This window comes from Aeribacillus sp. FSL K6-8394 (genome assembly GCF_038008865.1).
Taxonomy (GTDB): domain Bacteria; phylum Bacillota; class Bacilli; order Bacillales; family Aeribacillaceae; genus Aeribacillus; species Aeribacillus composti.
Window position 1 is genome coordinate 744,708 of the sequence record NZ_JBBPAA010000002.1, and the last position, 25,398, is coordinate 770,105.

Genomic DNA, 25,398 nt, shown 5'->3' on the forward strand with positions numbered 1-25,398 from the left:
TAAAGGAGATGAAGCAATATGCCAGCTATTACTGATGTTTATGCACGTGAAGTGCTTGATTCAAGAGGAAATCCGACAGTTGAAGTAGAGGTGTATACAGAATCAGGTGCATTTGGACGGGCGCTTGTACCTAGCGGTGCATCCACAGGTGAGTACGAGGCTGTTGAATTGCGTGACGGTGATAAAGAACGCTACCTTGGAAAAGGGGTTTTAACAGCAGTTAAAAACGTGAACGAAATTATTGCCCCAGAACTGTTAGGCTTTGATGTGACGGAACAAAATGCCATCGATCAACTATTAATTGAACTTGACGGAACAGAAAATAAAGGAAAGCTGGGAGCAAACGCAATTTTAGGTGTTTCTATGGCCGTTGCTCGTGCTGCAGCTGATTATTTAGGTGTTCCGCTGTATCAATATCTCGGCGGCTTCAATGCGAAAACTCTTCCTGTGCCGATGATGAACATTTTAAACGGCGGCGCTCATGCAGACAACAATGTTGATATTCAAGAATTCATGATTATGCCGGTCGGCGCAGAAAGCTTCCGGGAAGCACTGCGGATGGGAGCGGAAATTTTCCATTCATTAAAATCTGTATTAAAAGGAAAAGGATATAATACAGCTGTTGGTGATGAAGGCGGATTCGCTCCAAATTTACAATCAAATGAAGAAGCTTTGCAAACTATTATCGAAGCAATTGAAAAAGCCGGCTACAAACCTGGCGAACAAGTTAAGCTTGCGATGGATGTTGCTTCTTCTGAACTGTTTAATAAAGAAGACGGCAAGTACCACCTAGAAGGAGAAGGCGTTGTAAAAACGTCGGAAGAAATGGTGCAATGGTATGAAGAGCTTGTCTCCAAATATCCGATCATTTCGATTGAAGACGGACTTGATGAGAACGACTGGGAAGGCCATAAACTGTTAACAGAACGTTTAGGCGGAAAAGTTCAGCTTGTCGGAGACGATTTATTTGTAACAAATACAAAAAAATTAGCGGAAGGCATTGAAAAAGGAGTCGGCAACTCTATTCTGATTAAAGTTAACCAAATCGGAACGTTAACAGAAACGTTTGATGCGATCGAAATGGCAAAACGCGCCGGCTATACAGCGGTCATCTCCCATCGCTCAGGCGAGACGGAAGACAGCACCATTGCAGACATTGCTGTGGCAACAAACGCAGGCCAAATTAAAACAGGCGCACCTTCCCGCACGGACCGCGTTGCGAAATACAATCAATTGCTTCGCATCGAAGATCAACTTGGCGATACTGCAATTTACCAAGGAATTAAATCTTTCTATAACTTGAAAAAATAACACTATCTATGAAAAGGTCTAACCGAGTTATTTGGTTAGACCTTTTTAATTAAGCTCAAAGCACACAAAATCATAGCCTAGACGATGTGTAAATATTTTCTTATTGCCAATAAACAAACATATAATAAAAACATAGACAGCATAAAAACACAGTCCCGGTTGGTAGTCCGGGCGCACTCCGAAAGAGTGTCAGTATCCTTCCCCTCCTTGGGATGTCCATCGCTGTCGTTACGTTTTACAAGGAGGGCCCTTTCATGAAGTTGACTTTTTTTTACGATGGACAATTCTGGATCGGTGTGGTTGAGCAAAAGGAAGGTGAAGCTTTAAAAGCGGTTCGCTACGTATTTCGTCCAGAGCCAAAAGATGATGAAGTTTTGGCATTTGCGAATGGCCCGATGCTATCGATACTGCACAAGTGCCGCACAACAACCGCTGTGCCGCTTGAAATGAAAAAGCGCAAAAATCCGAAGCGACTGCAGCGTGAAGCTGCAAAGGAAATGAAAACAAGGCCGCTTTCCACATATGCACAAACAGCTCTTCAGCTAGAATTGGAGCATCGTAAAAAAGAGAGAAAAGTTTTGCGCAAGGAGCTTTCGCGAAGCTCTCATCAAGCGAAAAAGAGAGTTAAAGCGTTTAAAAGCGAAGGCAAAACATCGTGGAAGGTAATACAGAGTTGGATGACTTGCTTCAAGACATCCGCTTTCGTATTTTCTGAATGGATACGCTATTGTGTAATGAGCCAATTTATGATACATTAAAACTATTGTAATGTGCGTTTTTTTAGGAGGTGGAGTGGACATGCATACTCTGCTTGTCATACTATTAGCAATTGTATCTATTGCGCTGATCGCTGTGGTGATACTGCAGTCTGGAAAAAGTGCTGGATTATCTGGAGCCATTTCCGGCGGTGCTGAACAGCTTTTTGGGAAGCAAAAAGCGCGTGGAATAGATTTAATCTTACATCGTATTACAATCGTTCTTTCTGTGTTATTTTTTGTTTTAGCAATTGCTGTTTCATGGTTTGGATTATAATAGCTAGAAAGGTCTGTCAAACAGGCCTTTTTTCTATGGGAAATTAAAGCAGTTGAATGAATAATGTTTTTGGTATATAATGGAATTTAAACTTTTTTCATACTACAGTTCGTTGTAAAAAATAAAGAATTTAAAAAGAGAAGGAGATTTTAAAATGAAAGTTTTACCGCCGAAACCTTTTACGTTTGAAGGTGGGAATCGTGCTGTACTGCTGCTTCACGGCTTTACTGGAAATTCAGCAGATGTGCGGATGCTTGGGCGTTTTTTGCAAGATAAAGGGTATACTTGTCATGCCCCTCAATATAAAGGCCATGGGGTTCCTCCGGAAGAATTGGTTCATACCGGTCCCGATGACTGGTGGCAAGATGTGATGGGCGGCTACGAACATCTGAAAGACTTAGGTTTTAAAGAAATTGCAGTTGCCGGTTTGTCTCTTGGAGGAGTTTTTTCTTTAAAACTGGGATACACTGTACCTGTAAAAGGAATTATTCCAATGTGCGCCCCGATGTATATTAAAAGCGAAGAAACGATGTATAAAGGGATTTTAAAATATGCCCGCAAATATAAACAATTTGAAGGAAAGCCGGAAGAACAGATTGAGGCGGAAATGGAAGAGTTTCAAAAAACACCAATGAAAACGTTGAAAGCTCTGCAGCGTTTGATTTCTGATGTGAGAGAAAATGTCGATATGATTTATGCCCCGACATTTGTGGTTCAGGCGCGCCACGATGAAATGATCAATCCGGATAGTGCAAATATTATTTATAACGAAGTAAGCTCAAATATAAAAAAAATCAAATGGTATGAAGAATCGTCGCATGTTATTACGCTTGGCAAGCAGCGAGATGAACTGCATCAGGACGTCTATGAATTTTTGGAGAGCCTTGATTGGCAGGAGTAAAAGGAGGTTATCGTATTGGCAGAACCCGATATGCAATTAGCTGAAAGGCTTCTTTCTTTTATGAAGGAAGAGGCTTATAAACCTTTGACTGTGGAGGAATTAGAAGAAGCTTTTCAGCTAGAGGACGCAGACGAATTTAAAAAGCTGATTATTACTTTAAATAAGATGGAAGAAAAAGGCCTCATTGTGCGAACGAGAGCAAATCGATACGGTGTTCCAGAAAAAATGAATTTGATCCGCGGAACACTGGTCGGACATGCCCGCGGATTTGCTTTCGTTGAACCGGATGAACCAGGTTTTGATGACGTGTTCATTCCGCCCGGCGAGCTGAATCATGCGATGCATGGAGACAAAGTTCTTGTGCGGCTAAGCCCGAAAACAAGCGGAGCGAGACAGGAAGGCACGGTCATACGCATTTTGGAAAGAGGAATAACGGAAATTGTCGGAACATATACGGAAAGCAAAAACTTCGGATTTGTCATACCTGACGACAAAAAGATTGTCAACGACATTTTTATTCCGAAAAATGCATCAAATGGGGCGGTTGAAGGTCATAAAGTAATTGTCCGACTCACGTCATATCCTGAAGGACGAATGAGTGCAGAAGGAGAAGTCGTACAAATTTTAGGCCATAAAAATGATCCTGGCGTCGATATTTTATCAATCATTCATAAGCATCAGCTGCCATTGAGCTTTCCGGAGGATGTATTAAAGCAAGCAAACGAAACACCTGATGAGATTAAGAGCGAGGAAATCAAGAACAGACGAGATCTTCGCAACGAATTAATCATTACTATTGATGGTGAAGATGCAAAAGATTTGGATGATGCCGTAACAGTAACAAAGTTAAATAACGGCTGCTATAAGCTTGGCGTGCATATCGCAGATGTCAGTTATTATGTAAAAGAAGGAACTCCGATTGACAGAGAGGCATTTGCACGCGGGACAAGCGTATATTTAGTTGATCGCGTCATTCCGATGATACCGCATCGCTTATCAAACGGAATTTGTTCACTGAATCCGAAGGTGGATCGTCTGACATTATCGTGCGAAATGATTGTGGATGAATATGGGAACGTAGTTCAGCATGATATTTTTCAAAGTATTATTCGCTCCGCTGAGCGGATGACTTATTCAAATGTCAATAAAATTTTGATTGAAAAGGATGAACAGCTTCGGGAAAAATATCAAGAAATTGTCCCCATGCTGGAGGATATGGCTGAGCTTGCGTCGATTTTACGGAAAAAAAGAATGCTGCGCGGAGCGATCGATTTTGATTTTAAGGAAGCGAAAGTTTTGGTGGATGAGAAAGGCAAACCGTATGATGTCATTATTCGGGAACGATCTGTAGCGGAACGGTTAATTGAAGAATTTATGCTGCTTGCAAATGAAACAGTAGCAGAACATTTTCACTGGTTAAATGTACCGTTTTTATATCGAATTCACGAAAAACCGAATGAGGAAAAACTAAGACGTTTCTTGGAATTTATTACAAATTTCGGTTATGTCGTGAAGGGAACAGGAAACAATATTCATCCGCGCGCTTTGCAGCAAATTTTAGATGAAGTACGGGGAAAACCTGAAGAAATGGTGATTTCAACTGTCATGCTTCGGTCTATGAAGCAAGCGAAATATCATCCGGAAAGCGTCGGGCATTTCGGATTGTCGACCGAATTTTACACCCATTTTACTTCCCCGATTCGCCGTTATCCTGATTTGATAGTTCATCGACTCATTCGCAAATATTTGCTTGAAGGGAAAATAGACGAAAAGACACAGGTGAAATGGGCATCAATTTTGCCGGAAATTGCAGAACATTCTTCTAATATGGAACGGCGGGCTGTTGATGCGGAGCGTGAAACGGATGATTTGAAAAAAGCAGAATTTATGCTGGATAAGATTGGGGAAGAATTTGATGGAATCATCAGTTCTGTCACAAACTTCGGCATGTTTGTCGAGCTCCCGAATACTGTTGAAGGTCTCGTTCATGTAAGCTATATGACGGATGATTACTACCATTATGATGAACGTCATTATGCGATGATCGGCGAAAGAACGGGAAATGTTTACCGTATCGGCGATGAAATTACCGTCCGCGTTGTGAATGTTGATAAAGAGGAACGATCCATCGATTTTGAAATTGTCGGTATGAGAAAAAAACGAAAAAAATCAACACGGCCTGAAACGGTGAAGGTGATTAAGAGCAAACATCAGGAAGAAGAGGAAGAATGGTCAACGAGACCGCCGAAATCAAAAAAGAAAAAGTTTTATAAAAACGTATCGAAAAAGAAGCGGAAGAAGAAAAAGCGTTAAAGCGAGGCCAGATGTCTAAAAAACAAACTCATTGAAACAGCAAAATTTCATTTAGAAAGAATCTTGATTGAGGCGAAAATGTTCATTTGCTATAATTATCTTTACCCCTAATTTTCACGAAAGGGTGACAGAGAATGTCAAAGGGAGAAGGGAAACTGATTGCCCAAAATAAAAAGGCGCACCACGACTATTTTATTGAAGAAACGTATGAAGCTGGGATCGTCCTCCAGGGAACGGAAATTAAATCGATTCGCGCCGGCCGCGCCAATTTAAAAGATGCGTTCGCAAGAGTGGAAAAAGGGGAAGTTTTTCTTCATAACATGCATATCAGCCCGTATGAGCAGGGAAATCGATACAACCATGAGCCGTTAAGAACGAGAAAGCTTCTTTTGCACCGAAGAGAAATCAATAAGCTGATCGGGGCCACAAAAGAACAGGGTTATTCATTAGTTCCGCTGAAGCTTTACATTAAAAATGGATTTGCGAAAGTGCTTATCGGGCTAGGAAAAGGGAAAAAGAAATACGATAAGCGGGAGGATTTAAAACGAAAAGAAGCGAAAAGAGAAATTGAACGGGCATTTCAACAAAAACAAAAAGGGATCTATTAATGATAACAATAAATGACAATTGAAAAATATATTGTTTTTGTTATAATAATATATGTCGTTGCCAGTTGAATATATTTCTCAAGCACTAGCTCGAATAAAACGGGGACGTTTTGGATTCGACAGGGATAGATCGAGCTTAAGCTGCGAGCCGGAGGGATCGTCTCCGTCATCAACGTCGCCTAAAGATAACTGGCAAACAAAACAACTACGCTTTAGCTGCTTAATGCTAAAGGCTCCTTTCTTCCATCGCCCATGTGGAGGAAAAGGGGTTCAACTTAAGTGGGCTACGCCCGATTCCGCCGTCTGAGGAAGAGGGAAGAGACGAATCAGACTAGCTGTCCGGATGCCTGCCGACAGGCTAAGGAACAGTGAAATGTTAAATATGTCGGATACGCTCGTAGATGCTTAAGTGGCGATATCTCTGGACGTGGGTTCGATTAGGAAATAGTCGCCTTGTGTGGCAACACACAAGTGAAAATCCGGCTTAATCGGTGAAACCTAAGTCGTTTCTGCGATATGGCAACACCGAGCGGTATGTGGAGCAATCCAACAGCCGTGTATCGACTCATAGGCTGCCTTCAAGGTAGTACTAGGATGCGAAATTCTGCCGTACGGCAAATCTAAATTTCGCATAACACGCCGGAGGACCTGTTTAGGTTCAAGATATAGTCAGTGCCATTGCGAAAGCATGGATCAGCACGTCCCACCGTCTCCATTATAGAAAGATGTTTCCCGTGATTTTTATAAAATTAACAATGAAATAAAAGAAATCGGCAAACATGCCGGTTTCTTTTATTTACATGCTCTGCCTAAAGGAAAGGGCTTCAGTTCAAAGCTGAGGCCCTTTTTTTCTTATTATTTTGCAGCTTTCAATACTTTTTGAGCGAGAAAATAGGCTGTTAGCAATAAGCAATGATATAAGCAATGGTATGGAAGAAGGCTCGCCGAACACTACCTCTTGACTAAGACTGCCCGTTTTGGCAGAAAAATCTGGCGTGTAAAAAGCAGTTAAAACAGTACCCGATAGTATTTGAAATACCGTATAGAGCAATAGAAAACGAATGATAAAAACAAAATATTTTTTCAAAAATGATCCCGCATTTTTTGTATTTAAGTATACGATCATTTTCTTTTTTGCCACATCCTTGTTAATTGAATTTATCAATAGAGCTCTTATTGAAAAAAAGCGCACATGCTGTGAAAAGCAAGTGCGCTTTTTGATTAAAAGACAATCGTTTTGTTTCCGTGAACAATGATGCGGTCTTCCAAATGCAATTGTACAGCGCGGGCGAGAACGTCGCGTTCAATCGTTCTTCCGACCCTTTTTAAATCTTCAACATTGTACCGATGGCTGACCTCTTTAACCCCTTGTTCAATAATTGGTCCTTCGTCCAAATCTTCCGTCACATAATGGGAAGTGGCTCCAATAATTTTGACTCCGCGTTCATATGCGCGCTCATACGGTCTTGCACCGACAAATGCAGGCAAGAACGAATGATGGATGTTAATAATTCGATGCCGGTAATGCTTGATGAAATCTGGAGATAAAATTTGCATATAACGGGCGAGAACGACGAAATCAATATTATATTTCTTCAACAGTTCAAGCTGCTGCTTTTCCGCTTCCGGCTTATTGTCTTTATTGACCGGTATGTAATAATACGGAATTCCAAGCGATTCAACTGGTTCACGCAAATCTGGATGGTTGCTGATTACCAAAGGTATTTCGCAAAAAAAATCGCCTGATTGATAACGCCAAAGAAGATCGAGCAGGCAATGATCTTGTTTCGATACGAAAATCGCCATTCGCTTTAATTGGTTCATATATGAAAATTGCCATTTCATTTGCAATTCTTTTCCGATCGGCTCAAAGTCTTTTTCAAGCTCGCCTTTTTTACGTTCTATATCCGGTAATTCAAATTCAACGCGCATAAAAAAAGTGCCGCCTGAAGGATCTGTTGAATATTGATCTGATTGGACGATATTGGCGCCGTGTTCATATAAAACTTTAGAAATTTTTGCAACAATTCCTGGCTGGTCGTTGCATGTAATAAGAAGACGTGCGCGATCTTTATATTGATGTAAAAAAGATTCAAGATTCGTTTGTTTCGTATGTAACATAAACCTTTCCTCCAACCCAAATGTGATCTGTACAAAGGATACTAATAGTTTGCTTTCTTGTCAATTTGAACAAGGAAAAAAATATTTATAAGTATTCAATGTAAGAAAATCTCACAATAAAAATTAAAAAATACGAAAAAAAATTGTATAATAAAGTTAATGGCTGAAAATGTTATAAATTTTAACGTAATAACGTTATAAAAGGAGGTATAACAATGTCAGAATCATATAAGGATAAAAAAGTCATTACGATCGGTATCGTTAGTGAACTAACAGGGCTATCACCAAGAAAAATACGATATTATGAAGAAAGAAAATTAATTTTTCCCGAAAGAACGAAACAAGGAACGAGAAAATATTCCTTTTCAGATATTGAAACATTAATGGAAATTGCAGATAAAATCGAAGACGGCGTTCAAACGTTTGAAATTAGAAAAGAAATGCTGAAAAAAGAAAGAGATAAAATGCTCGAAGATAAGAAAAAAATGATTCAAGGCCAGCTGAATGCACACTTCAAAATAAGAAAACAATAGTTCAGGGCGGTTAAAACCGCTTTTTTTTATGATTTAAAAAAGTTCTTCATTTTTATAAAAAATTATCAGAGTTTTTTTGCTTTTAACAAAATATTAGAGGTATATTTAAAATAGATGATTATTTAAAAAGGAGGAAGAAGAAAATGGACTATCGTATAGAAAGAGATACGCTGGGAGAAGTAAAAGTTCCCAAAGACCGCTACTGGGGTGCACAGACGGAACGGAGCAGAAACAATTTTAAAATCGGTACTGAAACGATGCCGATTGAAGTCATTCGTGCATTTGCCATTTTAAAAAGAGGTGCAGCGATCGTTAATGAAAAATTAGGAAAGCTGCCAAAAGAGAAAAAAGATGCGATCGTTCATGTTTGCGATGAAATTATAGAAGGGAAGCTTGATGAGCATTTCCCGCTCGTAGTATGGCAAACCGGAAGCGGAACGCAGTCGAACATGAATGTCAATGAAGTGATTTCGTTTAAAGGAAATGAATACTTGAAAGAAAATGGGTTTGAATCATTAAAAATTCATCCAAATGATGATGTGAATATGGGACAAAGCTCAAACGACACATTCCCTACAGCAATGCATATTGCTGGTGTCATAGCGATAAAAAACAAGCTGTTGCCGGCAATTGATTTGTTGACAGAGACGCTCGATAAGAAATCTAAGCAGTTTGAGAATCTTGTGAAAATTGGCCGCACCCACTTGCAGGATGCAACACCGCTCACGCTTGGACAGGAAATCAGCGGATGGGTACATATGCTGAGAAAAAGCAGAAAAATGATTGTCGAAGCAATGGATAACTTGAGAGATTTGGCGATCGGCGGAACAGCAGTCGGAACAGGAATTAATACGGATCCTCAGTTTGGACAGCTTGTAGCAGATGAAATAAGCAAGCAAACGAATGAATCATTCCGTTCCTCTGAAAACAAATTCCATGCGCTAACTAGCCATGATGAAATCGTTCATGCACACGGAGCGCTAAAAGCCTTGGCAGCTGATCTTATGAAAATTGCAAATGATGTTAGATGGCTGGCAAGCGGTCCAAGATGCGGAATTGGCGAGATCACGATACCAGCAAATGAGCCCGGAAGCTCCATTATGCCGGGAAAAGTGAATCCGACGCAAAGCGAAGCATTAACGATGGTAGCAGTCCAAGTCATGGGAAATGATGCAGCGATCGGTTTTGCCGCAAGCCAAGGAAATTTTGAATTAAATGTTTTCAAACCGGTTATTATTTATAACTTTTTACAATCGATCCGGCTTTTATCGGATAGTATAATTTCCTTCAACGACCGCTGTGCTGTGGGAATTGAAGCAAACAAAGAAGTGATTGATAAATATGTACAAGACTCGCTCATGCTCGTAACTGCTTTAAATCCTCATATTGGATACGAAAATGCAGCGAAAATTGCAAAGCTTGCATATGAAAAACGATTGACTTTAAAGGAGGCAGCTGTTCAACTGAACCTTCTGTCAGCCGAAGAATTTGACCGCATTGTCCAGCCGGAGAAAATGGTGTAACAGAAAACATTGAATTTTTGCTGGGAGATGAAAATATATACCGATACTCACTACTTGATACGATCCCTCTTGTCTAGATAGAAAGAAAAAAACCTATACTGTCTATGAACTGCACCCCTTAAAGTAGATGTTGAAAAATCCCTATTTGGTCAACACTGCTTTAAGAGGTGATTTTTTATGGCAAGAAAAGGACAAAAGTTCATAAACTATCATTTGAGTTTAAACTCTTAGCAGTTAAAAAATATCTTCGAAGACAGTGCTTCTTTCTTCAGCGTACAGACCTACTGAGTTGTATGGGGAGAGTTCTGTTAAGTGATTTTCTTGACAGTGATTCCTTATACAACTATTCTGTAAGCCGCTGAAGAAGGGGGGTATTTTTTTATACTGTCTATTTGATCGGGATATGATCAATTTGTGCGTCCGGTTTTCTTTTTTATATTCAATGCTGCCAGGTGCAAAACCCAGTATTCTTCCACATGAAAATTTCATGAATCCTACACAAAATATTCACCTTTGCAATGTTGCAATATGTATGTATTAAATTTATTCTTTATTTAATAGTTCTCAATTAATTTTTATTGAAGAAAGGAGATTTATTGTGAAAAAAATCATTATATTGCTTGCCGCCGTTTTCCTTCTTGCAGCTTGCGGTCAAAATGAAACGAAACAAGAGAACAGCGGAGAAAGTACCGAAGTTCATCCGCTCGAAGTCAATTTGAAAGTGCCGGACCATGCGAATATACATGAAAAAATTTCGTTGACTGCTGAAGTGAGCTACGGAGGAGAAGCGGTTGAAGATGCTGATGAAGTAAAATTTGAAATATGGAAAGAAGGAGAAAAAGAAGAAAGTAAAATGATAGAAGCAAAACATGAAAAAGACGGCCAATATACGATTGAACACACATTTGATGAAAATGGAGTTTTTTTTGTTCAATCACACGTTACGGCGAAAAATCAGCATAATATGCCCAAAAAACAAATTGTGATTGGTGAACTACATAAAGGTGGAGCTTCAACGGGCGAAAACGAAGAAACCGCAAATCATACTCATGAACATTCTCAAGAATCTGTAGACATCCAATTGGAGCTGCCGACAAATGTAAAGGCGAATGCGGAAACATTGATTCAAACAAAAATTCAAGCAGAAAACGCTCCGTTGTTAAATGCAAACGTCCGTTATGAAATTTGGAAGGACGGTTCTGAAAAGCATGATTGGGTAGATGCTGCAGGAGACGAGAAAGGTACATATGAAGCGAAATATACATTTTCTTCCTCAGGAACTTATCAAATCCAAGTTCATGTCAACAATGATGAAGGACTACATGAGCATGTCACGAAGAAGGTAACGGTTCAAAAATAAAGAACGGATATTGTTTTTTGTAGGAAAGAATTTAAGAAGGAATTGTTGCATAATTTAGTCTCTAAAAAAGGTGCATAGATATGGAGAAGAAGAACGGAGGAAAGATTCAATTAAGTCCCCCCCAATTGCTTGTTGTTGTGTTTCTATTCTCAATTGTCATTGGAACATTTTTTTTAAAGCTGCCATTTTCGACAAAGGAACCGATAAGCTGGATTGATGCTCTTTTTACAGCCACCAGTGCAATGACAGTCACCGGTCTCGTTACCGTTGATCCAGGCACAGTTTTTACACCATTTGGCCAACTTGTGATTGCTTTTCTTATACAGATAGGCGGTTTAGGGATCATGTCCTTTGCAGTGCTAATTATTATGGTGCTTGGGAAAAAAATCGGCATAAAAGAGCGTATTCTTATACAGTATCAATTGAACCAAACGTCAATTGGCGGAGTAATAAGGCTTGTAAAATATTTGTTTATTTTTTCATTTTTAATTGAATTTGTTGCGATGCTTATTCTATCGATAAAATGGGTTCCGCAATTTGGCTGGGAAAAAGGATTATTTTACAGCTTTTTTCATGCCATTTCTGCTTATAACAATGCTGGATTTGCCTTATGGAAGGATAACTTAATGCAATTTGTTGGGGATCCGGTGGTCATTTTAGTAATATCGTTTTTATTTATTTTAGGAGGTATCGGTTTTCCAGTATTAGTGGACATTTGGACAAAAAAATCTTTTAAAAAATTATCTTTGCACACGAAGATCATGATCATCGGAACGCTCATTGTCAACGCGGCAGCGACAGTATTTATTTTATTAATTGAATTTCACAATCCGAAAACATTGGAGCCTTTGACATGGGGAGAAAAAATTTTAGCCGCCTATTTTCAGGCGGTGTCACCTCGTACAGCAGGATTTAACTCGATCGACATAGGCGCCATGGAAGATTCGTCGTTATTTTTCATTTCTCTCCTCATGTTCATTGGAGCCGGAAGCGCCTCTACGGGCGGGGGAATTAAATTATCGACAGCGATTGTGATCATTTTTTCCGTTCTCGCTTTTTTAAAAGGGAGGACAGAAATTAATTTGTTGAAGCGTTCGATTGGAGCAAGCACTGTTATAAGGGCTCTGGCAGTTACAATGTCAAGTATCGTATTTATTATTGTAGCTGTTTTAATTTTAAATATTACGGAAAGACAGCCGTTTTTGCATATCTTATTTGAAGTTGTTTCCGCCTTCGGAACGACAGGCTTATCGGCAGGAATAACCGGTTCATTGACGTTTATCGGAAAAATCATCATTATTTTTATGATGTTCTTAGGAAAGGTCGGCTCTCTCACGTTGCTTTTTATATTATCGTCAAAAGAACAACAAAAGATTCGTTACCCAAGCGAAGATGTTCTTACAGGATGACAAAGGGTGTTTGTGCAAGCTTTGCAGAAATAGATATTCCTTGATGGAATATATAGATACAACCGAGGCAGTATTTTGAAACTACAGAGTTTTGAGGGAGTTCATAAAACTGGAGGCTAAAATTTAAAATGAGGAATTGATTCAAAAGCTTCTTTTTAAATTTAGAACGTTCTATGTTACATGAAATAGGTTAATCGTTTTAAGCCAGAAGAGACGAATGACAAAGAATGTTAAACGAAATGATTGTGGATACGAAAATTAATTCCGTTTACGAATGAATTAAGATTGGTCCATTGCATCTCACTCTAACATCATGATCTTATAACCCAAGATAAAGCGAAAATGCAGTTAAACGAAACAAAAATGCCATAAAAGCTGAACAACCTTACTCCAATGAAAATTGAAGTAAGGTTGCTTTGGCTTTATTCATATTGCTGATTTTCAAGGTAAGAAAAAATTATCTTTTCGACCATCTCAATTTTATTGAGTTAACAATTTTTCTAAGTCGTCCAGCATATGGTTTGCAGCAAGCACACCGCCGGCTGTGTTCCAAATAGCGTCGTCAACTTTGTAAGCTTTTCCGTTTTTAACAGCATTTAAGTTTTTCCAAAGTGGATCGTTTGTCCACTCTTTTTCTGCTTGCAAAGCTTCTTTATCTCCTTGCGGTGCATAGGTGAAATAGAAGATGATGTCACCGTCCATTTCCGGAATTTGTTCTTTTCCGACTTCAACTGCTAAATCTCCTAATTTATTTGCATCTGTAAACAATTTTTCTTGCTGAGCAGGACGTTTAAATCCAATTTGATCGAAAATCACACCAGAAAATGAATCTTTCCAATATATTCTCGTTACACCAGCCATGAAACGAACAACTGAAACTTCTTGATTCACTTGATCTCCTAATTTTTGTTTTACTTCTTCTACATGATTATTAAAATCATCTAATACTTTCTGTCCTTCTTCTTCACGATTGATGGCTTTTGCATATAGCTTAAAGTTTTCCTGCCAGTCGCCTCTTAATGTTTCCGAAAAAACTGTTGGCGCTATTTGATTGAGCTTGTCGTAGATTGCTTCTTGGCGAAGCTTATTGCCTATAATCAAGTCAGGCTGAAGAGCTGCAATTTTTTCAACATTGACTTCACTTTCTGTACCAACGACTTCAACGTCTTTCATTTCATCTTTAATATGATCGTACCAAGGATCGCCAAGCCAAGATTGAACGGCTCCGACTGGTTTTAATCCCATTGCTAAAAGCGCTTCAGTTCCTTCATTCGTTAATACGACGACACGTTCAGGTTTTTTTGGAATTTCAGCTGTTCCCATTGCATGCTCAACTTTGTATGATTGACTTTCAGTTGAGCTTTCTTTATTTTCTTTTGAAGCTTCTTTACTGTCCCCGTTGCCGCAAGCAGCAATTACTGCCAGCATGAGTATGGCAACGATGGAAAATAACAACTTTGATGTTTTTTTCATTATGTACCCCCCTAAAATGTAGTTGAAAATGATTTTCAATTCCTTAATAATAGTAATCAGTGAGAAATAAAAAGTCAATAATTAATTGAAAATGATTTTCACATTCAAAATGATTTGGTACAATTGGTTCAGAAGTTCGACTTGTTAGGAGAGACGTGAAGTTGTCATTATCTAGTAATCGTAAAGCAATCTTACTTTTTCTTTCCTTTTTGCTTCTATTATTCAGCATGTGTGCAAGTATTGTATATGGATATACGGATACAAGCTGGAAGATGGCATGGGATGCTTTTTTTCATTTTAATGGTTCCAATGAACATATTATTATACAAAATGTTCGACTTCCTCGATCCGTAATAGCGAGTGTAGTCGGCGCTTGTCTTGCTTTATCCGGTGCATTGATGCAAGCTATTACGAAAAATCCTCTTGCATCGCCAAGCGTTTTTGGCATCAATGCCGGTGCAGGATTTTTTATTGTTCTAGCTTTTTCCTTATTTTCTGTAAACAGCTTACAAGCGTTTACTTGGATTGCTTTTGCAGGCGCAGCTTTTGCTGCCATGCTTGTGTACATGATCAGCTCATTGGGCAGTGATGGATTGACGCCTGTAAAGCTTACTTTGGCAGGAGCGGCCGTTGCGGCACTTTTTTCTTCCCTTACGCAAGGTTTGTTAGTTTTAAATGAAGCAGCGTTGGATCAAGTATTATTTTGGCTTGCAGGATCTGTGCAAGGCCGCAAAATGGAGGTAATGACAGCTGTTCTTCCATATATTTTGATTGGATTAGTTATTTGTACAATTATCGCCTCTAAATTAAACGTCTTAGTAATGGGAGAAGAAGTGGCGAAAAGTTTAGGACTAAAAGTAGGAACAGTGAAGTTTTTTGCAGCCTGTGCTGTCATATTTTTTGCGGGCGGTGCAGTTGCGGCGGCTGGTCCTATTGCATTCATCGGCGTAGTCGTGCCCCATATTGCAAAGTATGTGGCCGGAAATGATTACAGATGGATTTTGCCGTTCTGTGCAGTATTTGGTGGGATTTTGCTAGTTGCAGCAGATATTGGCGCCCGTTTCATTGTCATGCCTGAAGAAGTCCCTGTAGGGGTCATGACGGCGATAATTGGAACCCCATTTTTTGTTTATATTGCAAGGAAGGGGGTTCGTGCATCATGAAAAAATATGTTTCGCTTCGGATCGGAAATGTCATTTCATTTTTAATTGATAAAAAAGCCTTTTTACTTACGTTCGTTTTCTTTCTTGCGGCGTTTTTCGTAATCCTTGTCAGTGCAAGTGTAGGCGAAGTGATGATCAGCCCTGTCCAAGTTTTTCAAACAATTTTTGGAATAGGGGATGGAACGAACGAGCTTGTTATTAAACAATTTAGGCTTCCGAGAATTCTTATTTCCCTTTTGGTCGGCATGTGTTTGGCTGTTGCGGGCGGAATTTTGCAAAATTTAGTTCGGAACCCTTTAGCATCCCCTGACATTATCGGAATTACCGGCGGTGCTTCGGCAGCGGTTGTACTATTTTTAATGCTGTTTTCCGATAAGAATCATTCTTTAACTGTAAGCATTCATTGGATGCCTTTGGCAGCTTTCATAGGAGCAGCCGTTACAGGCATTTGTGTTTATTTATTGTCGTGGAAAAACGGTGTGACTGCCATCAGGCTTGTGTTGGTCGGCATTGGAATCTCCTTTTTAACTAAAGCATTAACGACTTTGTTAATGATAAAAGGGCCTATTTACCAAGCATCCCAAGCAAATATTTGGATAACCGGCTCAGTTTATGCAGCAAACTGGTCTCAAGTAAAGATTTTGTTTCCAGCAACTATCATTCTTCTCTTGATAACGGTTGTTACTGTAAGAACGATCAATATTCAAAGTTTTGGCGATGAGATCGCAATCGGTATGGGAAACCGGGTACAATTAACCCGCTTTTTCCTCTTATTTCTAGGAACCGCTTTGACTGCTGTTGCTGTCGCTTTTGGAGGAGGGATAGGGTTTGTAGGTCTTATTGCTCCTCACATTGCAAGAAAGCTTGTCGGTTCAAGCTTTGGTTTGATGCTGCCGATTTCAGCCTTTGTCGGGGCACTCATTGTTATGCTTTCTGATTTATTGGGAAAAACAATCTTTTTGCCGCATGAAATTCCAGCTGGTGTGTTTACTTCAGCGATCGGGGCTCCTTATTTTATTTACTTGTTAATGAAGCACAGAAATATTTAGGAGGTGATGGCATGCATAGATTGTATACTCATGAGTTAACTTTTGCTTATGGACAGAATATGATTATTGAAGATCTTAATCTTACTATTCCAACGGGAGAAATTACTGTATTAATTGGAAGCAACGGTTGCGGAAAGTCGACCTTATTAAAATCTTTGGCAAGAATTTTAAAGCCAGCAGGCGGTTCAGTACTCTTGGAAGGAAAGGACATTGCCGAGCTACCGACAAAGGAAGTGGCAAAAAAACTGGCTATACTTCCGCAAGGGCCTGAAGCCCCAGAAGGATTAACTGTTTTGCAGCTTGTCAAACAAGGACGGTATCCTTATCAAAATTGGCTGAACCAATGGTCCAAGGAAGATGAAGAATTAGTTTTTCGAGCGCTTGAAGCAACTAGAATGAGTGAATTGGCAGAACGAACAGTGGACTCTTTATCAGGAGGACAAAAACAGCGTGCATGGATCGCCATGACTTTGGCGCAAAATACAGATATTATTCTTTTCGACGAGCCAACAACTTATTTAGATATAACACATCAAATTGAAATACTAGATTTATTATTTGAATTGAATATGAAAGAGAAAAGAACGATCATCATGGTTCTTCACGATTTAAATTTAGCCTGCCGTTATGCTCATCATATCGTCGTATTAAAGGATAAAAACATTTATAAACAAGGAAAACCGGAAGATGTAATGAATGTACAACTGGTCAAAGATGTTTTTGAAATGGATTGCAAAATTATTCGCGATCCGATTTTTGGAACACCGCTATGTATTCCGTTCGGAAAAGGGAGAAATATTAATAAAGTAGGGATGCAGGCATGGGAAAGTTGACGTTCGATGAAATAAAGGTGCTGTCAAAATTTCGATATTCAGAAGCAAAACGTGCAACCGATTCATCAATTGACATGGAGGAACTGCTAAAACCGGAAAAACTGCAGCTGTTTTTAAAAAATATTCAGCCTAAATTTAATGCACCTCTTTATGTAGCCGGGTCAATGTTTATTAAAAGATATGCTTTTTTAGCCGCTTTAGCTCTTTATACCATGACAATGTTTGATAAAGCTTTAAAAGTGGATATAAAAAATCTTGTCCTGATCACTGATGACGAAGATCCGCTTTGGCTGCCGGGCTTTTATTTCAAATCGAACGAAGTCACAATCGCTCCCCAAGAAAGAAAAAAATGGCGGGATGAAATGTTAACCTTATTATTTAAAGAAAACATCACCCGTCTTTTACAGGTTGTCTCAACAGAGGCAAAAATTTCAAAATGGATTCTTTGGGAAAATGTTGCGATCTATATATTTTGGATGTATGAAACATTGCTCAATGAAAAGCAGCATGAAGATAAACATGAAAAAATAAAAGAAGATTTTATTTATTGCGTGAAGGAAGCAAAAGGTGAATTGTTTGGGGATTTTAATCGGAACCCTTTAAAAAAATTTTTTGGTCCTAAGACATATTCTGATCAATATGATGATTATATTCGAAAAAGAAAAACATGCTGCCTGTTTTATTTGACAGACGATGAAGGGAAAAAATGCAGAACATGCCCGAATGTTAGTGAATGTACAATAAAAAAGTAATTGGAGAGATTAAAAATGGATAACCAGTTTCAAGCTCAGATTGATGCGCTTGTTGAAAAGTATACCGAACTCTTGCTTGGAAAATCGTCTCCTGAATTAAAAGAAAAAGTGAAAATTTGGGTGTTGTATACGTACATGGCAAAATCGATGCCGCCGCTAGTGAAACATTGGAATGAAAAATTTCCAGAAGCAAAAGAACAAATGAAAGCTATTATTAATGAAATAAAAGAATTAAATGAACAGCATAGAAATAATAAAAAACGTTGATCTAAATTTGAAGTTGTCCTCCTTATAAGCAGCAGGGGGATTTTTTATGCGGACAGAATAGTATCATTCAAAATAACTTTAAGGTTTCATAGCATTGACGTTGGACGAAACAATGGAATGCTGATAAAGGTTAAAAATTTTTTGTGCTAAAGCAAAATGCTTCTTACTTTAAAAACAGCAGATAAATAGTGATCATATAGAACAGAATGAGCATTCGATCGCCTATTCAGCAATCGATTGGGAATAACATTTCCGTCCCGTAAAAGAAATAAAACCTTACTCCGCTTGTTTACCGGAATAAGGCTGCTTTAACTCTTTATTTGCTGTCTGCTCGAATGGGGTCAGACACTTTTAAGTTCATTTTTATTGAATGTTTTGATTGTAAGGAGATTGCTGCTGCAAATAATTAGCATATTGCTGATAGCTTTGTTGTATTTTTTGGTTGTCGCACGCCTCAAGGGAATACCATCCATTTTTAAACATGACATTAAATAACTGCCGCTGGCATTTTTGCGTTTCGTCGCAAATCATTTGAATATTTTCGTATAAAACGGTGTGGCTAAGCTCATTCAAAGCTGTGCTATAACCTTGTGTCATATATTTTTCAGTTGCAAGCAAGTCATTTATAAAGTCGCGGTCGTTCATTTGCGGGCTTTTTTGAACTGTTGTTTCCGGATTGCTGATTTTCGTGTTGTTTGATTGCTGGGCTTGCATAATAAATCTCCTTTCTACTGCATTTGTGGATTGCCATTTAATTGATTTAATATCTGCTGATAGTGGCGATGATGCATTTCTCCTACCTTTTCCAACTCAGCTTTAATTTCAGGAATTTGGCATTGTGAAGCAAAAAAATGTGCTTTTTTCATCGCAATTAAATTCCATGACATCATATCTGTTAAATATAGTTGATCTTTTACAGAAATAATTTGCGGCGGTTCGTTATAAACTTGATTTTGCTGCATATTTTGCATATTGGTTGGCATTTGATTCATCATAAAAGCCCCCTTTTTCAAAAATGTACAAATTTAATATCCCACAATTTTTAAAGAGTTATGCAAAAATTTTTTAACAGGAATATTGAACAAAAATTTTAAATATTTTATACTTTAGTAAAACAGAAAAAAATGAATGAATGTTCATTCAAATGAAAGGGGATTTGAAATTGTGCGTCAAATAAAAAAAGCTGCAGTACTCGGATCAGGAGTGATGGGATCCCAAATTGCAGCACATTTAGCGAATGTCGGGATTCATGTATTACTCCTGGATATTGTACCGACAGAACTAACGGCAGAAGAAAAACAGCAAGGATTGACGCTGAAAGATCCAATCGTTCGAAACCGTTATGCTCAAAAGGCCGTACAAAGACTGCAGAAGCAGACCCCTGCTCCATTGACTGCAAAAGAAAATATAGAGCGAATTGAGATCGGGAATTTTGATGATGACATTGAGAAAATTGCTGAAGCTGATTGGGTGATTGAAGCAGTTGTGGAAAGGCTCGATATTAAACAGAAAGTTTTTGAAAAAGTGGACAAATGGCGGCGGCCAGGCAGCATTATCAGCACAAACACGTCTGGAGTTTCCGTTCATTCGATGTCAGAAAACCGCTCAGAAGATTTCCGCAAACATTTTTTAGGCACTCACTTTTTTAACCCGCCACGCTATTTGAAGCTGCTCGAAATTATTCCAACAAAAGATACTGACGAACAAGTTGTAGCATTTATGAAGAGATTTGGTGAAGATGTTCTTGGCAAAGGGGTTGTTTGCGCAAAGGATACACCGAATTTCATTGCCAACCGCATTGGAACATATGGTTTTCTTGTAACCGTACGTGAAATGCTGAAAGGGAATTATTCTGTCGGAGAAGTTGATTCCGTGACAGGGCCTTTGATCGGCAGACCAAAAAGCGCCACATTCCACACACTTGATGTAGTCGGTTTAGACACGTTTTTTCATGTCGTAAACAACGTATATGAAAGAGTAGATGGCGAAGAAAAAGAAATTTTTCGTGTCCCGGATTTTATGAAGAAAATGCATGAAAACGGCTGGATTGGATCAAAAGCCGGGCAAGGATTCTACAAAAAAACGGGCAAAGAAATTTTAGAATTAAATGTAAATACGATGGAATATGAAAATAGAAAAAAACTTCGTGCCGATTCTATCGAAATAGCGAGACGTGAAAAAGGCACCGGGGAGAAGTTAAAAGCAGTTGTTTATTCGAACGACCGTGCAGGCACTCTTATTTGGAAAATTCTTATTCCAACGCTCCTTTATTCCGCAGAACAGCTGGACAGCATTGCCGAAACGATCGTTGACATTGACCAAGCGATGAAGTGGGGATTTGGCTGGGAGCTTGGACCGTTTGAAATGTGGGATGCAATCGGGATAAAACGATCGGTTGAAATCATTGAACAGCAGGGCGGAACAGTGCCAGCATGGGTCAAGCAAATGCTGAAGGATGGAAATGAAACGTTTTATAAGCAAAGCGAAGGCGCTACTTATTTTTATCATCGGGGTGAGTACAGACTGCTGCAAACAAATATGAAACAAATTCATGTGCAATCGTTGAAAAATGGAAAATCAATCATTAAAGAAAATAACGGGGCAAGCTTAATCGATATCGGCGATGATATCGCACTGCTCGAGTTTCATTCGAAAAACAATGCGATCGGCTATGATATTGTGCAAATGATCGATTTTGCCATCGACGAAGTTGATAAAAATTATAAAGGGCTAGTCATCGGCAATGAAGGAAAACACTTTTGTGTAGGCGCAAACCTTGCGTTTATGTTAATGGAGGCGCAGGATGAAAATTATTTTGAAATTGAGCTGATGATAAGAAAGTTCCAGCAAGCGATGATGAAAATTAAATATAGTCCGAAGCCGGTTGTAGCGGCCCCTTTTCATATGACATTGGGAGGCGGCGCGGAAGTATGTTTGCCTGCCTCAAGCATTCAAGCAGCTATGGAAACTTACATTGGCCTAGTTGAAACAGGTGTTGGACTGATCCCGGGCGGGGGAGGAAACAAAGAACTGTATATAAAAATTCTTGACCAAATCGGCAATGATATTGAAATTGATTTGCAAAAGGTCGCAAATAAAACATTTGAAACGATCGCCATGGCTAAGGTGTCCAAATCCGCACAGGAAGCGCAGCAAAACGGGTTTCTTCAACCGACAGACGCCATAACCATCAATAAAGATCACCTGCTGTATGATGCGAAGCAAAAAGCGCTGTTTTTATATGAAAGCGGATACCGTCCTCCTGTCCGCAAAAAAATTCCGGTAGTTGGCGAGACCGGATATGCCGCCATGATATTAGGGGCACAAAATCTTTATTTATCGGGATACGCTTCGGAGCACGATGTAAAGATTGCTAAAAAATTAGCCTATGTGATTGCGGGAGGCAAGCTTCCATACAGGACAAAGGTAGATGAACAATATTTGCTCGATTTGGAACGGGAAGCATTTTTAAGTTTAATAGGTGAACCGAAAACACAAGCCAGGATGCAGCACATGCTGTTAAAAGGAAAACCGCTGCGCAACTGACAGAAAGGAGTTAGAAAAATGAGGGAAGCTGTCATTGTCGCTGGTGCTAGGACACCGGTTGGAAAAGCAAAAAAAGGGGCATTAGCCAACATACGACCGGATGATTTAGGAGCATTAGTAGTAAAGGAAACATTGAAGCGGGCCGGAAGCTATGACGGACATATTGATGATGTCATTATTGGTTGTGCTATGCCTGAGGCAGAACAAGGCTTAAATATTGCAAGAAATATCGCGGCGCTGGCAGGGCTCCCCTATACAGTGCCGGGAATAACCATTAACAGGTTTTGTTCTTCAGGGCTGCAGGCCATTGCTTATGCAGCTGAACGGATCATGCTTGGGCATGCGGAAGTCATTATCGCAGGAGGAACAGAATCAATGAGTCTTGTTCCAATGACTGGAAATGTATTGCGGCCAAATGCAAAGCTTGCCGAGGAAGCGCCTGAATATTACATGAGCATGGGACATACAGCCGAGCAGGTCGCACAAAAATACAATATCAGTCGAGAGGAACAAGATGAATTTGCTGTGCGGAGCCACCAAAAAGCAGCTTTAGCAATTCAAAACGAAGCATTTGCTGAAGAAATCGTTCCTGTAGAAATCACGAACCGAACAGTTGATGCTAATAACAAGCTGCAGGAGAAAAAAACAATATTTCGCCAAGATGAAGGGGTTCGACCAGAAACAACAAAAGAGGTTCTTTCATCTTTAAAACCGGTATTTGCAGTAAACGGATCTGTAACGGCGGGAAATTCTTCGCAAATGAGCGACGGAGCGGCTGCCGTTATGGTAATGGATCGAAAAAAAGCGGAAGAGCTTCAGCTAAAGCCGCTGGCCAAATTCCGTTCTTTTGCTGTAGGAGGAGTGCCGCCTGAAGTGATGGGAATAGGCCCTGTCGTTGCGGTGCCAAAAGCGCTTGAATTAGCGGGTCTTGAACTTTCCGATATTGGACTCATTGAATTAAACGAAGCATTTGCTTCACAAGCGATTCAAGTAATTAGAGAACTCAAATTAGACGAAGAGAAAGTAAACGTAAACGGAGGTGCCATAGCTCTTGGACATCCTCTTGGATGTACAGGTGCAAAATTGACATTAACTCTTATCCACGAAATGAGAAGAAGAAATGAACAATTTGGATTGGTGACGATGTGTATCGGCGGCGGAATGGGTGCAGCGGGAGTTTTCGAGCTTCTATAAAAAACCAAAAGGTTAGGTTTTCTACACATGATGGAAAATGACATGGAGTCTTCGAACTTATTTATGAATCCAAAAGGGGGAATATTGGGTGGCAAACAAAACAGAGGCCTATATAAAGGGCGGAAGCTTCATCATGGAAGAAATTCCTTTTGATCGGATCTTCACGCCGGAAGACTGTACAGAAGAACATAAAATGATTGCGAAAACAGCTGAAGATTTTGTCCTGAACGAGGTTGTTCCTTTTATTGACCGTCTTGAAAACCATGAATTTGATATTTCGGTGAAATTGCTGAAGCAAGCTGGCGAACTTGGTCTGCTCGCAGCAGATATTCCAGAAGAATATTCCGGACTAGGTCTTGATAAAGTAAGCTCTGCTCTTATTGCAGAACAATTTTCCCGCGCAGGGGGCTTCTCAATTACATTTGGAGCCCATGTAGGCATTGGCTCGCTTCCAATTGTATTGTTTGGAAATGAAGAACAGAAGAAAAAATATTTGCCCAGCCTTGCAGTCGGTGAAAAAATCGCTGCATATGCATTAACGGAACCAGGATCAGGATCAGATGCTCTTGGTGCAAAAACTACAGCGAAGCTAAATGAGGCAGGAACACATTATATTTTAAACGGAGAAAAACAATGGATCACAAATTCAGCTTTTGCAGATGTTTTTATCGTGTATGCAAAGGTGGACAGCAAACATTTCACAGCATTTATTGTTGAAAGAGATTTTCCGGGTGTTTCAACAGGTCCTGAGGAAAAGAAAATGGGGATCAAAAGCTCTTCAACAAGGACATTGATCTTAGACAACGTTTTAGTGCCAAAAGAAAATGTTTTAGGGGAAATCGGCAAAGGGCATAAAATTGCCTTCAATATTTTAAATATCGGACGATACAAATTAGCCGTCGGGGCAATCGGAGCCTGCAAGCGCATCATCGAATTGTCGGTCAAATATGCGGTGCAAAGGAAACAATTTGGACGGCCGATAGCCCAATTTCCGTTAATCCAAGAAAAGTTGGCCAATATGGCGCTGAAGCTTTATGCAATGGAAAGCTCAGTCTATCGAACGGTTGGATTGTTTGATGACCGGATGAGTTATTTAACACCTGAAGAGCAAAAGGATGGAAATGCTGTTGCCCAATCGATTGCTGAATATGCGATCGAATGCTCATTAAACAAAGTATTCGGTTCTGAAACGCTTGATTATATAGCGGATGAAGGAGTTCAAATTCATGGCGGATACGGATACATGGCGGAATATGAAGTGGAAAGGGCCTATCGCGACTCCAGAATTAACCGCATTTTTGAAGGAACGAATGAAATCAACCGCTTGCTTGTTCCGGGAATGTTTTTGAAAAAAGCAATGAAAGGGGAGCTACCTCTTCTTCAAAAAGCACAAAGCCTTCAAAAAGAACTGTTGACATGGATGCCGGAAGAAATCGGCGATGGCGTATTGGAGCAAGAAAAATATTTGTTGAAACAAGCGAAAAGAGTGACGCTTTTGCTGGCAGGTGCTGCAGCTCAAAAATTTGGCCAATCCTTGCAGCAGGAACAAGAGATTCTTGCAAATATCGCGGATGCGGTAAATAACGTTTATGCGATGGAATCCGCTATTTTGCGCACAGAAAAGGCCATTGTGAACTCAGGAGAAGAAAAGAATAAACAGAAGCTTCTTTATACACAAGTGTTTGTGCAAGAAGCGTTTCAGGAATTAGAGGCGAATGCAAAAGAAACGATTGTTGCGATCGAGGAAGGAGACGACTTGCGGATTCTTCTCTCTGCTCTAAAAAAATTGATGCGACAAATCCCTGTAAATGTCATTAAGAAAAAACGCCAAATTGCAGCTAGAGTGATTGAAGAGGAAAAATATATAGTATAACTGCGGGACTTAGGGGTGTCTAATAAGTCGTTTTTACGGCTAATTGACGCCCCTTTTAATGTTTTAGAAACGTTGATATATTGGTGTTTATAATTTTTTGTTTTCAATGGGAATTTGACTTTCTGGACAGCTCCAAA

The 25,398-nt window shown here is 39.5% G+C and carries 22 protein-coding genes and 1 other RNA gene; 19 read left to right on the forward strand and 4 right to left on the reverse strand.

All coding sequences use genetic code 11. The features are described 5' to 3' along the window. Positions 1-18: 18 nt before the first annotated feature. The 7 genes from eno (at position 19) to ssrA (ending at position 6,605) form a co-directional block, all read left to right on the forward strand. Entirely contained in the window at positions 19-1,311 is a 1,293-nt protein-coding gene (eno, locus tag NSR00_RS15930; protein ID WP_130156821.1) for a phosphopyruvate hydratase, read from the forward strand. A gap of 254 nt (positions 1,312-1,565) precedes the next feature. Then, positions 1,566-2,069 carry a YjdF family protein gene (locus NSR00_RS15935; RefSeq protein ID WP_340789771.1) on the forward strand — a complete coding sequence of 168 codons (504 nt, stop codon included), beginning with the start codon at positions 1,566-1,568 and terminating at the stop codon, positions 2,067-2,069. A gap of 40 nt (positions 2,070-2,109) precedes the next feature. After that, the gene (gene secG / locus NSR00_RS15940; protein WP_063386955.1) at positions 2,110-2,343 is read left to right on the forward strand and encodes a preprotein translocase subunit SecG; all 234 of its coding nucleotides are present in this window, start codon (positions 2,110-2,112) and stop codon (positions 2,341-2,343) included. Positions 2,344-2,497: 154 nt separating this feature from the next. Beyond that, positions 2,498-3,244 (forward strand): alpha/beta hydrolase, encoded by a 747-nt coding sequence (locus NSR00_RS15945; RefSeq protein WP_340789772.1) that lies wholly within the window; start codon positions 2,498-2,500, stop codon positions 3,242-3,244. 30 nt (positions 3,245-3,274) lie between these two features. Further along, positions 3,275-5,557: a ribonuclease R gene (gene rnr, locus NSR00_RS15950; protein ID WP_340789884.1), complete on the forward strand. Its 2,283-nt coding sequence runs from the start codon at positions 3,275-3,277 to the stop codon at positions 5,555-5,557. A gap of 134 nt (positions 5,558-5,691) precedes the next feature. Next, positions 5,692-6,165 carry an SsrA-binding protein SmpB gene (gene smpB / locus NSR00_RS15955; protein WP_063386953.1) on the forward strand — a complete coding sequence of 158 codons (474 nt, stop codon included), beginning with the start codon at positions 5,692-5,694 and terminating at the stop codon, positions 6,163-6,165. 109 nt (positions 6,166-6,274) lie between these two features. Continuing rightward, positions 6,275-6,605: a transfer-messenger RNA gene (ssrA, locus tag NSR00_RS15960) on the forward strand. Between the two features lie 781 nt (positions 6,606-7,386). Here the strand turns inward: ssrA and purU are convergent. After that, on the reverse strand, positions 7,387-8,286 hold the full coding sequence (gene purU / locus NSR00_RS15965) for a formyltetrahydrofolate deformylase (RefSeq protein ID WP_063386952.1): 900 nt from the start codon (positions 8,284-8,286) through the stop codon (positions 7,387-7,389). A gap of 215 nt (positions 8,287-8,501) precedes the next feature. Here purU and NSR00_RS15970 point away from each other — a divergent pair, with 215 nt between their 5' ends. The 4 genes from NSR00_RS15970 (at position 8,502) to NSR00_RS15985 (ending at position 13,111) form a co-directional block, all read left to right on the forward strand. After that, entirely contained in the window at positions 8,502-8,819 is a 318-nt protein-coding gene (locus NSR00_RS15970) for a MerR family transcriptional regulator (RefSeq protein ID WP_063386951.1), read from the forward strand. Between the two features lie 143 nt (positions 8,820-8,962). Continuing rightward, on the forward strand, positions 8,963-10,342 hold the full coding sequence (gene fumC, locus NSR00_RS15975) for a class II fumarate hydratase (protein ID WP_130156803.1): 1,380 nt from the start codon (positions 8,963-8,965) through the stop codon (positions 10,340-10,342). A gap of 598 nt (positions 10,343-10,940) precedes the next feature. Next, on the forward strand, positions 10,941-11,702 hold the full coding sequence (locus NSR00_RS15980) for a FixH family protein (protein ID WP_340789774.1): 762 nt from the start codon (positions 10,941-10,943) through the stop codon (positions 11,700-11,702). A gap of 80 nt (positions 11,703-11,782) precedes the next feature. Beyond that, positions 11,783-13,111 carry a TrkH family potassium uptake protein gene (locus tag NSR00_RS15985; RefSeq protein WP_340789775.1) on the forward strand — a complete coding sequence of 443 codons (1,329 nt, stop codon included), beginning with the start codon at positions 11,783-11,785 and terminating at the stop codon, positions 13,109-13,111. Positions 13,112-13,591: 480 nt separating this feature from the next. Here the strand turns inward: NSR00_RS15985 and NSR00_RS15990 are convergent, their stop codons facing one another. Beyond that, positions 13,592-14,584, reverse strand: coding sequence for an ABC transporter substrate-binding protein (locus tag NSR00_RS15990; RefSeq protein WP_339212232.1), 993 nt, complete (start codon positions 14,582-14,584; stop codon positions 13,592-13,594). Between the two features lie 161 nt (positions 14,585-14,745). Here NSR00_RS15990 and NSR00_RS15995 point away from each other — a divergent pair, with 161 nt between their 5' ends. The 5 genes from NSR00_RS15995 to NSR00_RS16015 are packed head-to-tail and all read left to right on the forward strand — an operon-like array spanning position 14,746 to position 18,648. Beyond that, positions 14,746-15,747, forward strand: coding sequence for a FecCD family ABC transporter permease (locus NSR00_RS15995; RefSeq protein WP_339212233.1), 1,002 nt, complete (start codon positions 14,746-14,748; stop codon positions 15,745-15,747). Then, positions 15,744-16,796 carry a FecCD family ABC transporter permease gene (locus NSR00_RS16000; protein ID WP_066249179.1) on the forward strand — a complete coding sequence of 351 codons (1,053 nt, stop codon included), beginning with the start codon at positions 15,744-15,746 and terminating at the stop codon, positions 16,794-16,796. Before NSR00_RS15995 ends, NSR00_RS16000 begins: the two co-directional genes overlap by 4 nt. Before the next feature lie 11 nt (positions 16,797-16,807). Next, positions 16,808-17,629: an ABC transporter ATP-binding protein gene (locus NSR00_RS16005; RefSeq protein ID WP_063386944.1), complete on the forward strand. Its 822-nt coding sequence runs from the start codon at positions 16,808-16,810 to the stop codon at positions 17,627-17,629. Beyond that, entirely contained in the window at positions 17,617-18,381 is a 765-nt protein-coding gene (locus NSR00_RS16010; protein ID WP_082829501.1) for an IucA/IucC family C-terminal-domain containing protein, read from the forward strand. Before NSR00_RS16005 ends, NSR00_RS16010 begins: the two co-directional genes overlap by 13 nt. 15 nt (positions 18,382-18,396) lie before the next feature. Continuing rightward, on the forward strand, positions 18,397-18,648 hold the full coding sequence (locus NSR00_RS16015) for a DUF2573 family protein (RefSeq protein WP_063386943.1): 252 nt from the start codon (positions 18,397-18,399) through the stop codon (positions 18,646-18,648). 363 nt (positions 18,649-19,011) lie between these two features. On the opposite strand, the gene NSR00_RS16020 is transcribed toward NSR00_RS16015, so the two are convergent. Both NSR00_RS16020 and NSR00_RS16025 read right to left on the reverse strand, forming a co-directional pair. Next, complete coding sequence (locus NSR00_RS16020; RefSeq protein WP_063386942.1) at positions 19,012-19,362, reverse strand: spore coat protein; 351 nt, start codon at positions 19,360-19,362, stop codon at positions 19,012-19,014. Positions 19,363-19,376: 14 nt separating this feature from the next. Beyond that, positions 19,377-19,640 (reverse strand): hypothetical protein, encoded by a 264-nt coding sequence (locus NSR00_RS16025; protein ID WP_198318588.1) that lies wholly within the window; start codon positions 19,638-19,640, stop codon positions 19,377-19,379. 172 nt (positions 19,641-19,812) lie between these two features. On the opposite strand from NSR00_RS16025, the gene NSR00_RS16030 reads away from it, so the two are divergent. From NSR00_RS16030 to NSR00_RS16040, 3 genes are all read left to right on the forward strand, one after another. Beyond that, entirely contained in the window at positions 19,813-22,194 is a 2,382-nt protein-coding gene (locus tag NSR00_RS16030) for a 3-hydroxyacyl-CoA dehydrogenase/enoyl-CoA hydratase family protein (RefSeq protein WP_327874020.1), read from the forward strand. An 18-nt stretch (positions 22,195-22,212) separates the two neighbouring features. After that, positions 22,213-23,388, forward strand: a complete 1,176-nt coding sequence (locus NSR00_RS16035) for an acetyl-CoA C-acetyltransferase (protein WP_063386940.1) — start codon at positions 22,213-22,215, stop codon at positions 23,386-23,388. Positions 23,389-23,521: 133 nt separating this feature from the next. Further along, the gene (locus NSR00_RS16040; RefSeq protein ID WP_340789885.1) at positions 23,522-25,261 is read left to right on the forward strand and encodes an acyl-CoA dehydrogenase family protein; all 1,740 of its coding nucleotides are present in this window, start codon (positions 23,522-23,524) and stop codon (positions 25,259-25,261) included. Positions 25,262-25,398 lie beyond the last annotated feature (137 nt).

Coding starts and splice junctions, on each gene's coding strand:
- eno (WP_130156821.1), top strand. CDS start 19: ATGCCAGCTATTACTGATGTTTATGCACGTGAAGTGCTTGATTCAAGA.
- NSR00_RS15935 (WP_340789771.1), top strand. CDS start 1,566: ATGAAGTTGACTTTTTTTTACGATGGACAATTCTGGATCGGTGTGGTT.
- secG (WP_063386955.1), top strand. CDS start 2,110: ATGCATACTCTGCTTGTCATACTATTAGCAATTGTATCTATTGCGCTG.
- NSR00_RS15945 (WP_340789772.1), top strand. CDS start 2,498: ATGAAAGTTTTACCGCCGAAACCTTTTACGTTTGAAGGTGGGAATCGT.
- rnr (WP_340789884.1), top strand. CDS start 3,275: ATGCAATTAGCTGAAAGGCTTCTTTCTTTTATGAAGGAAGAGGCTTAT.
- smpB (WP_063386953.1), top strand. CDS start 5,692: ATGTCAAAGGGAGAAGGGAAACTGATTGCCCAAAATAAAAAGGCGCAC.
- purU (WP_063386952.1), bottom strand. CDS start 8,286: ATGTTACATACGAAACAAACGAATCTTGAATCTTTTTTACATCAATAT.
- NSR00_RS15970 (WP_063386951.1), top strand. CDS start 8,502: ATGTCAGAATCATATAAGGATAAAAAAGTCATTACGATCGGTATCGTT.
- fumC (WP_130156803.1), top strand. CDS start 8,963: ATGGACTATCGTATAGAAAGAGATACGCTGGGAGAAGTAAAAGTTCCC.
- NSR00_RS15985 (WP_340789775.1), top strand. CDS start 11,783: ATGGAGAAGAAGAACGGAGGAAAGATTCAATTAAGTCCCCCCCAATTG.
- NSR00_RS15990 (WP_339212232.1), bottom strand. CDS start 14,584: ATGAAAAAAACATCAAAGTTGTTATTTTCCATCGTTGCCATACTCATG.
- NSR00_RS16000 (WP_066249179.1), top strand. CDS start 15,744: ATGAAAAAATATGTTTCGCTTCGGATCGGAAATGTCATTTCATTTTTA.
- NSR00_RS16005 (WP_063386944.1), top strand. CDS start 16,808: ATGCATAGATTGTATACTCATGAGTTAACTTTTGCTTATGGACAGAAT.
- NSR00_RS16010 (WP_082829501.1), top strand. CDS start 17,617: ATGGGAAAGTTGACGTTCGATGAAATAAAGGTGCTGTCAAAATTTCGA.
- NSR00_RS16015 (WP_063386943.1), top strand. CDS start 18,397: ATGGATAACCAGTTTCAAGCTCAGATTGATGCGCTTGTTGAAAAGTAT.
- NSR00_RS16020 (WP_063386942.1), bottom strand. CDS start 19,362: ATGCAAGCCCAGCAATCAAACAACACGAAAATCAGCAATCCGGAAACA.
- NSR00_RS16025 (WP_198318588.1), bottom strand. CDS start 19,640: ATGAATCAAATGCCAACCAATATGCAAAATATGCAGCAAAATCAAGTT.
- NSR00_RS16035 (WP_063386940.1), top strand. CDS start 22,213: ATGAGGGAAGCTGTCATTGTCGCTGGTGCTAGGACACCGGTTGGAAAA.
- NSR00_RS16040 (WP_340789885.1), top strand. CDS start 23,522: ATGGAAGAAATTCCTTTTGATCGGATCTTCACGCCGGAAGACTGTACA.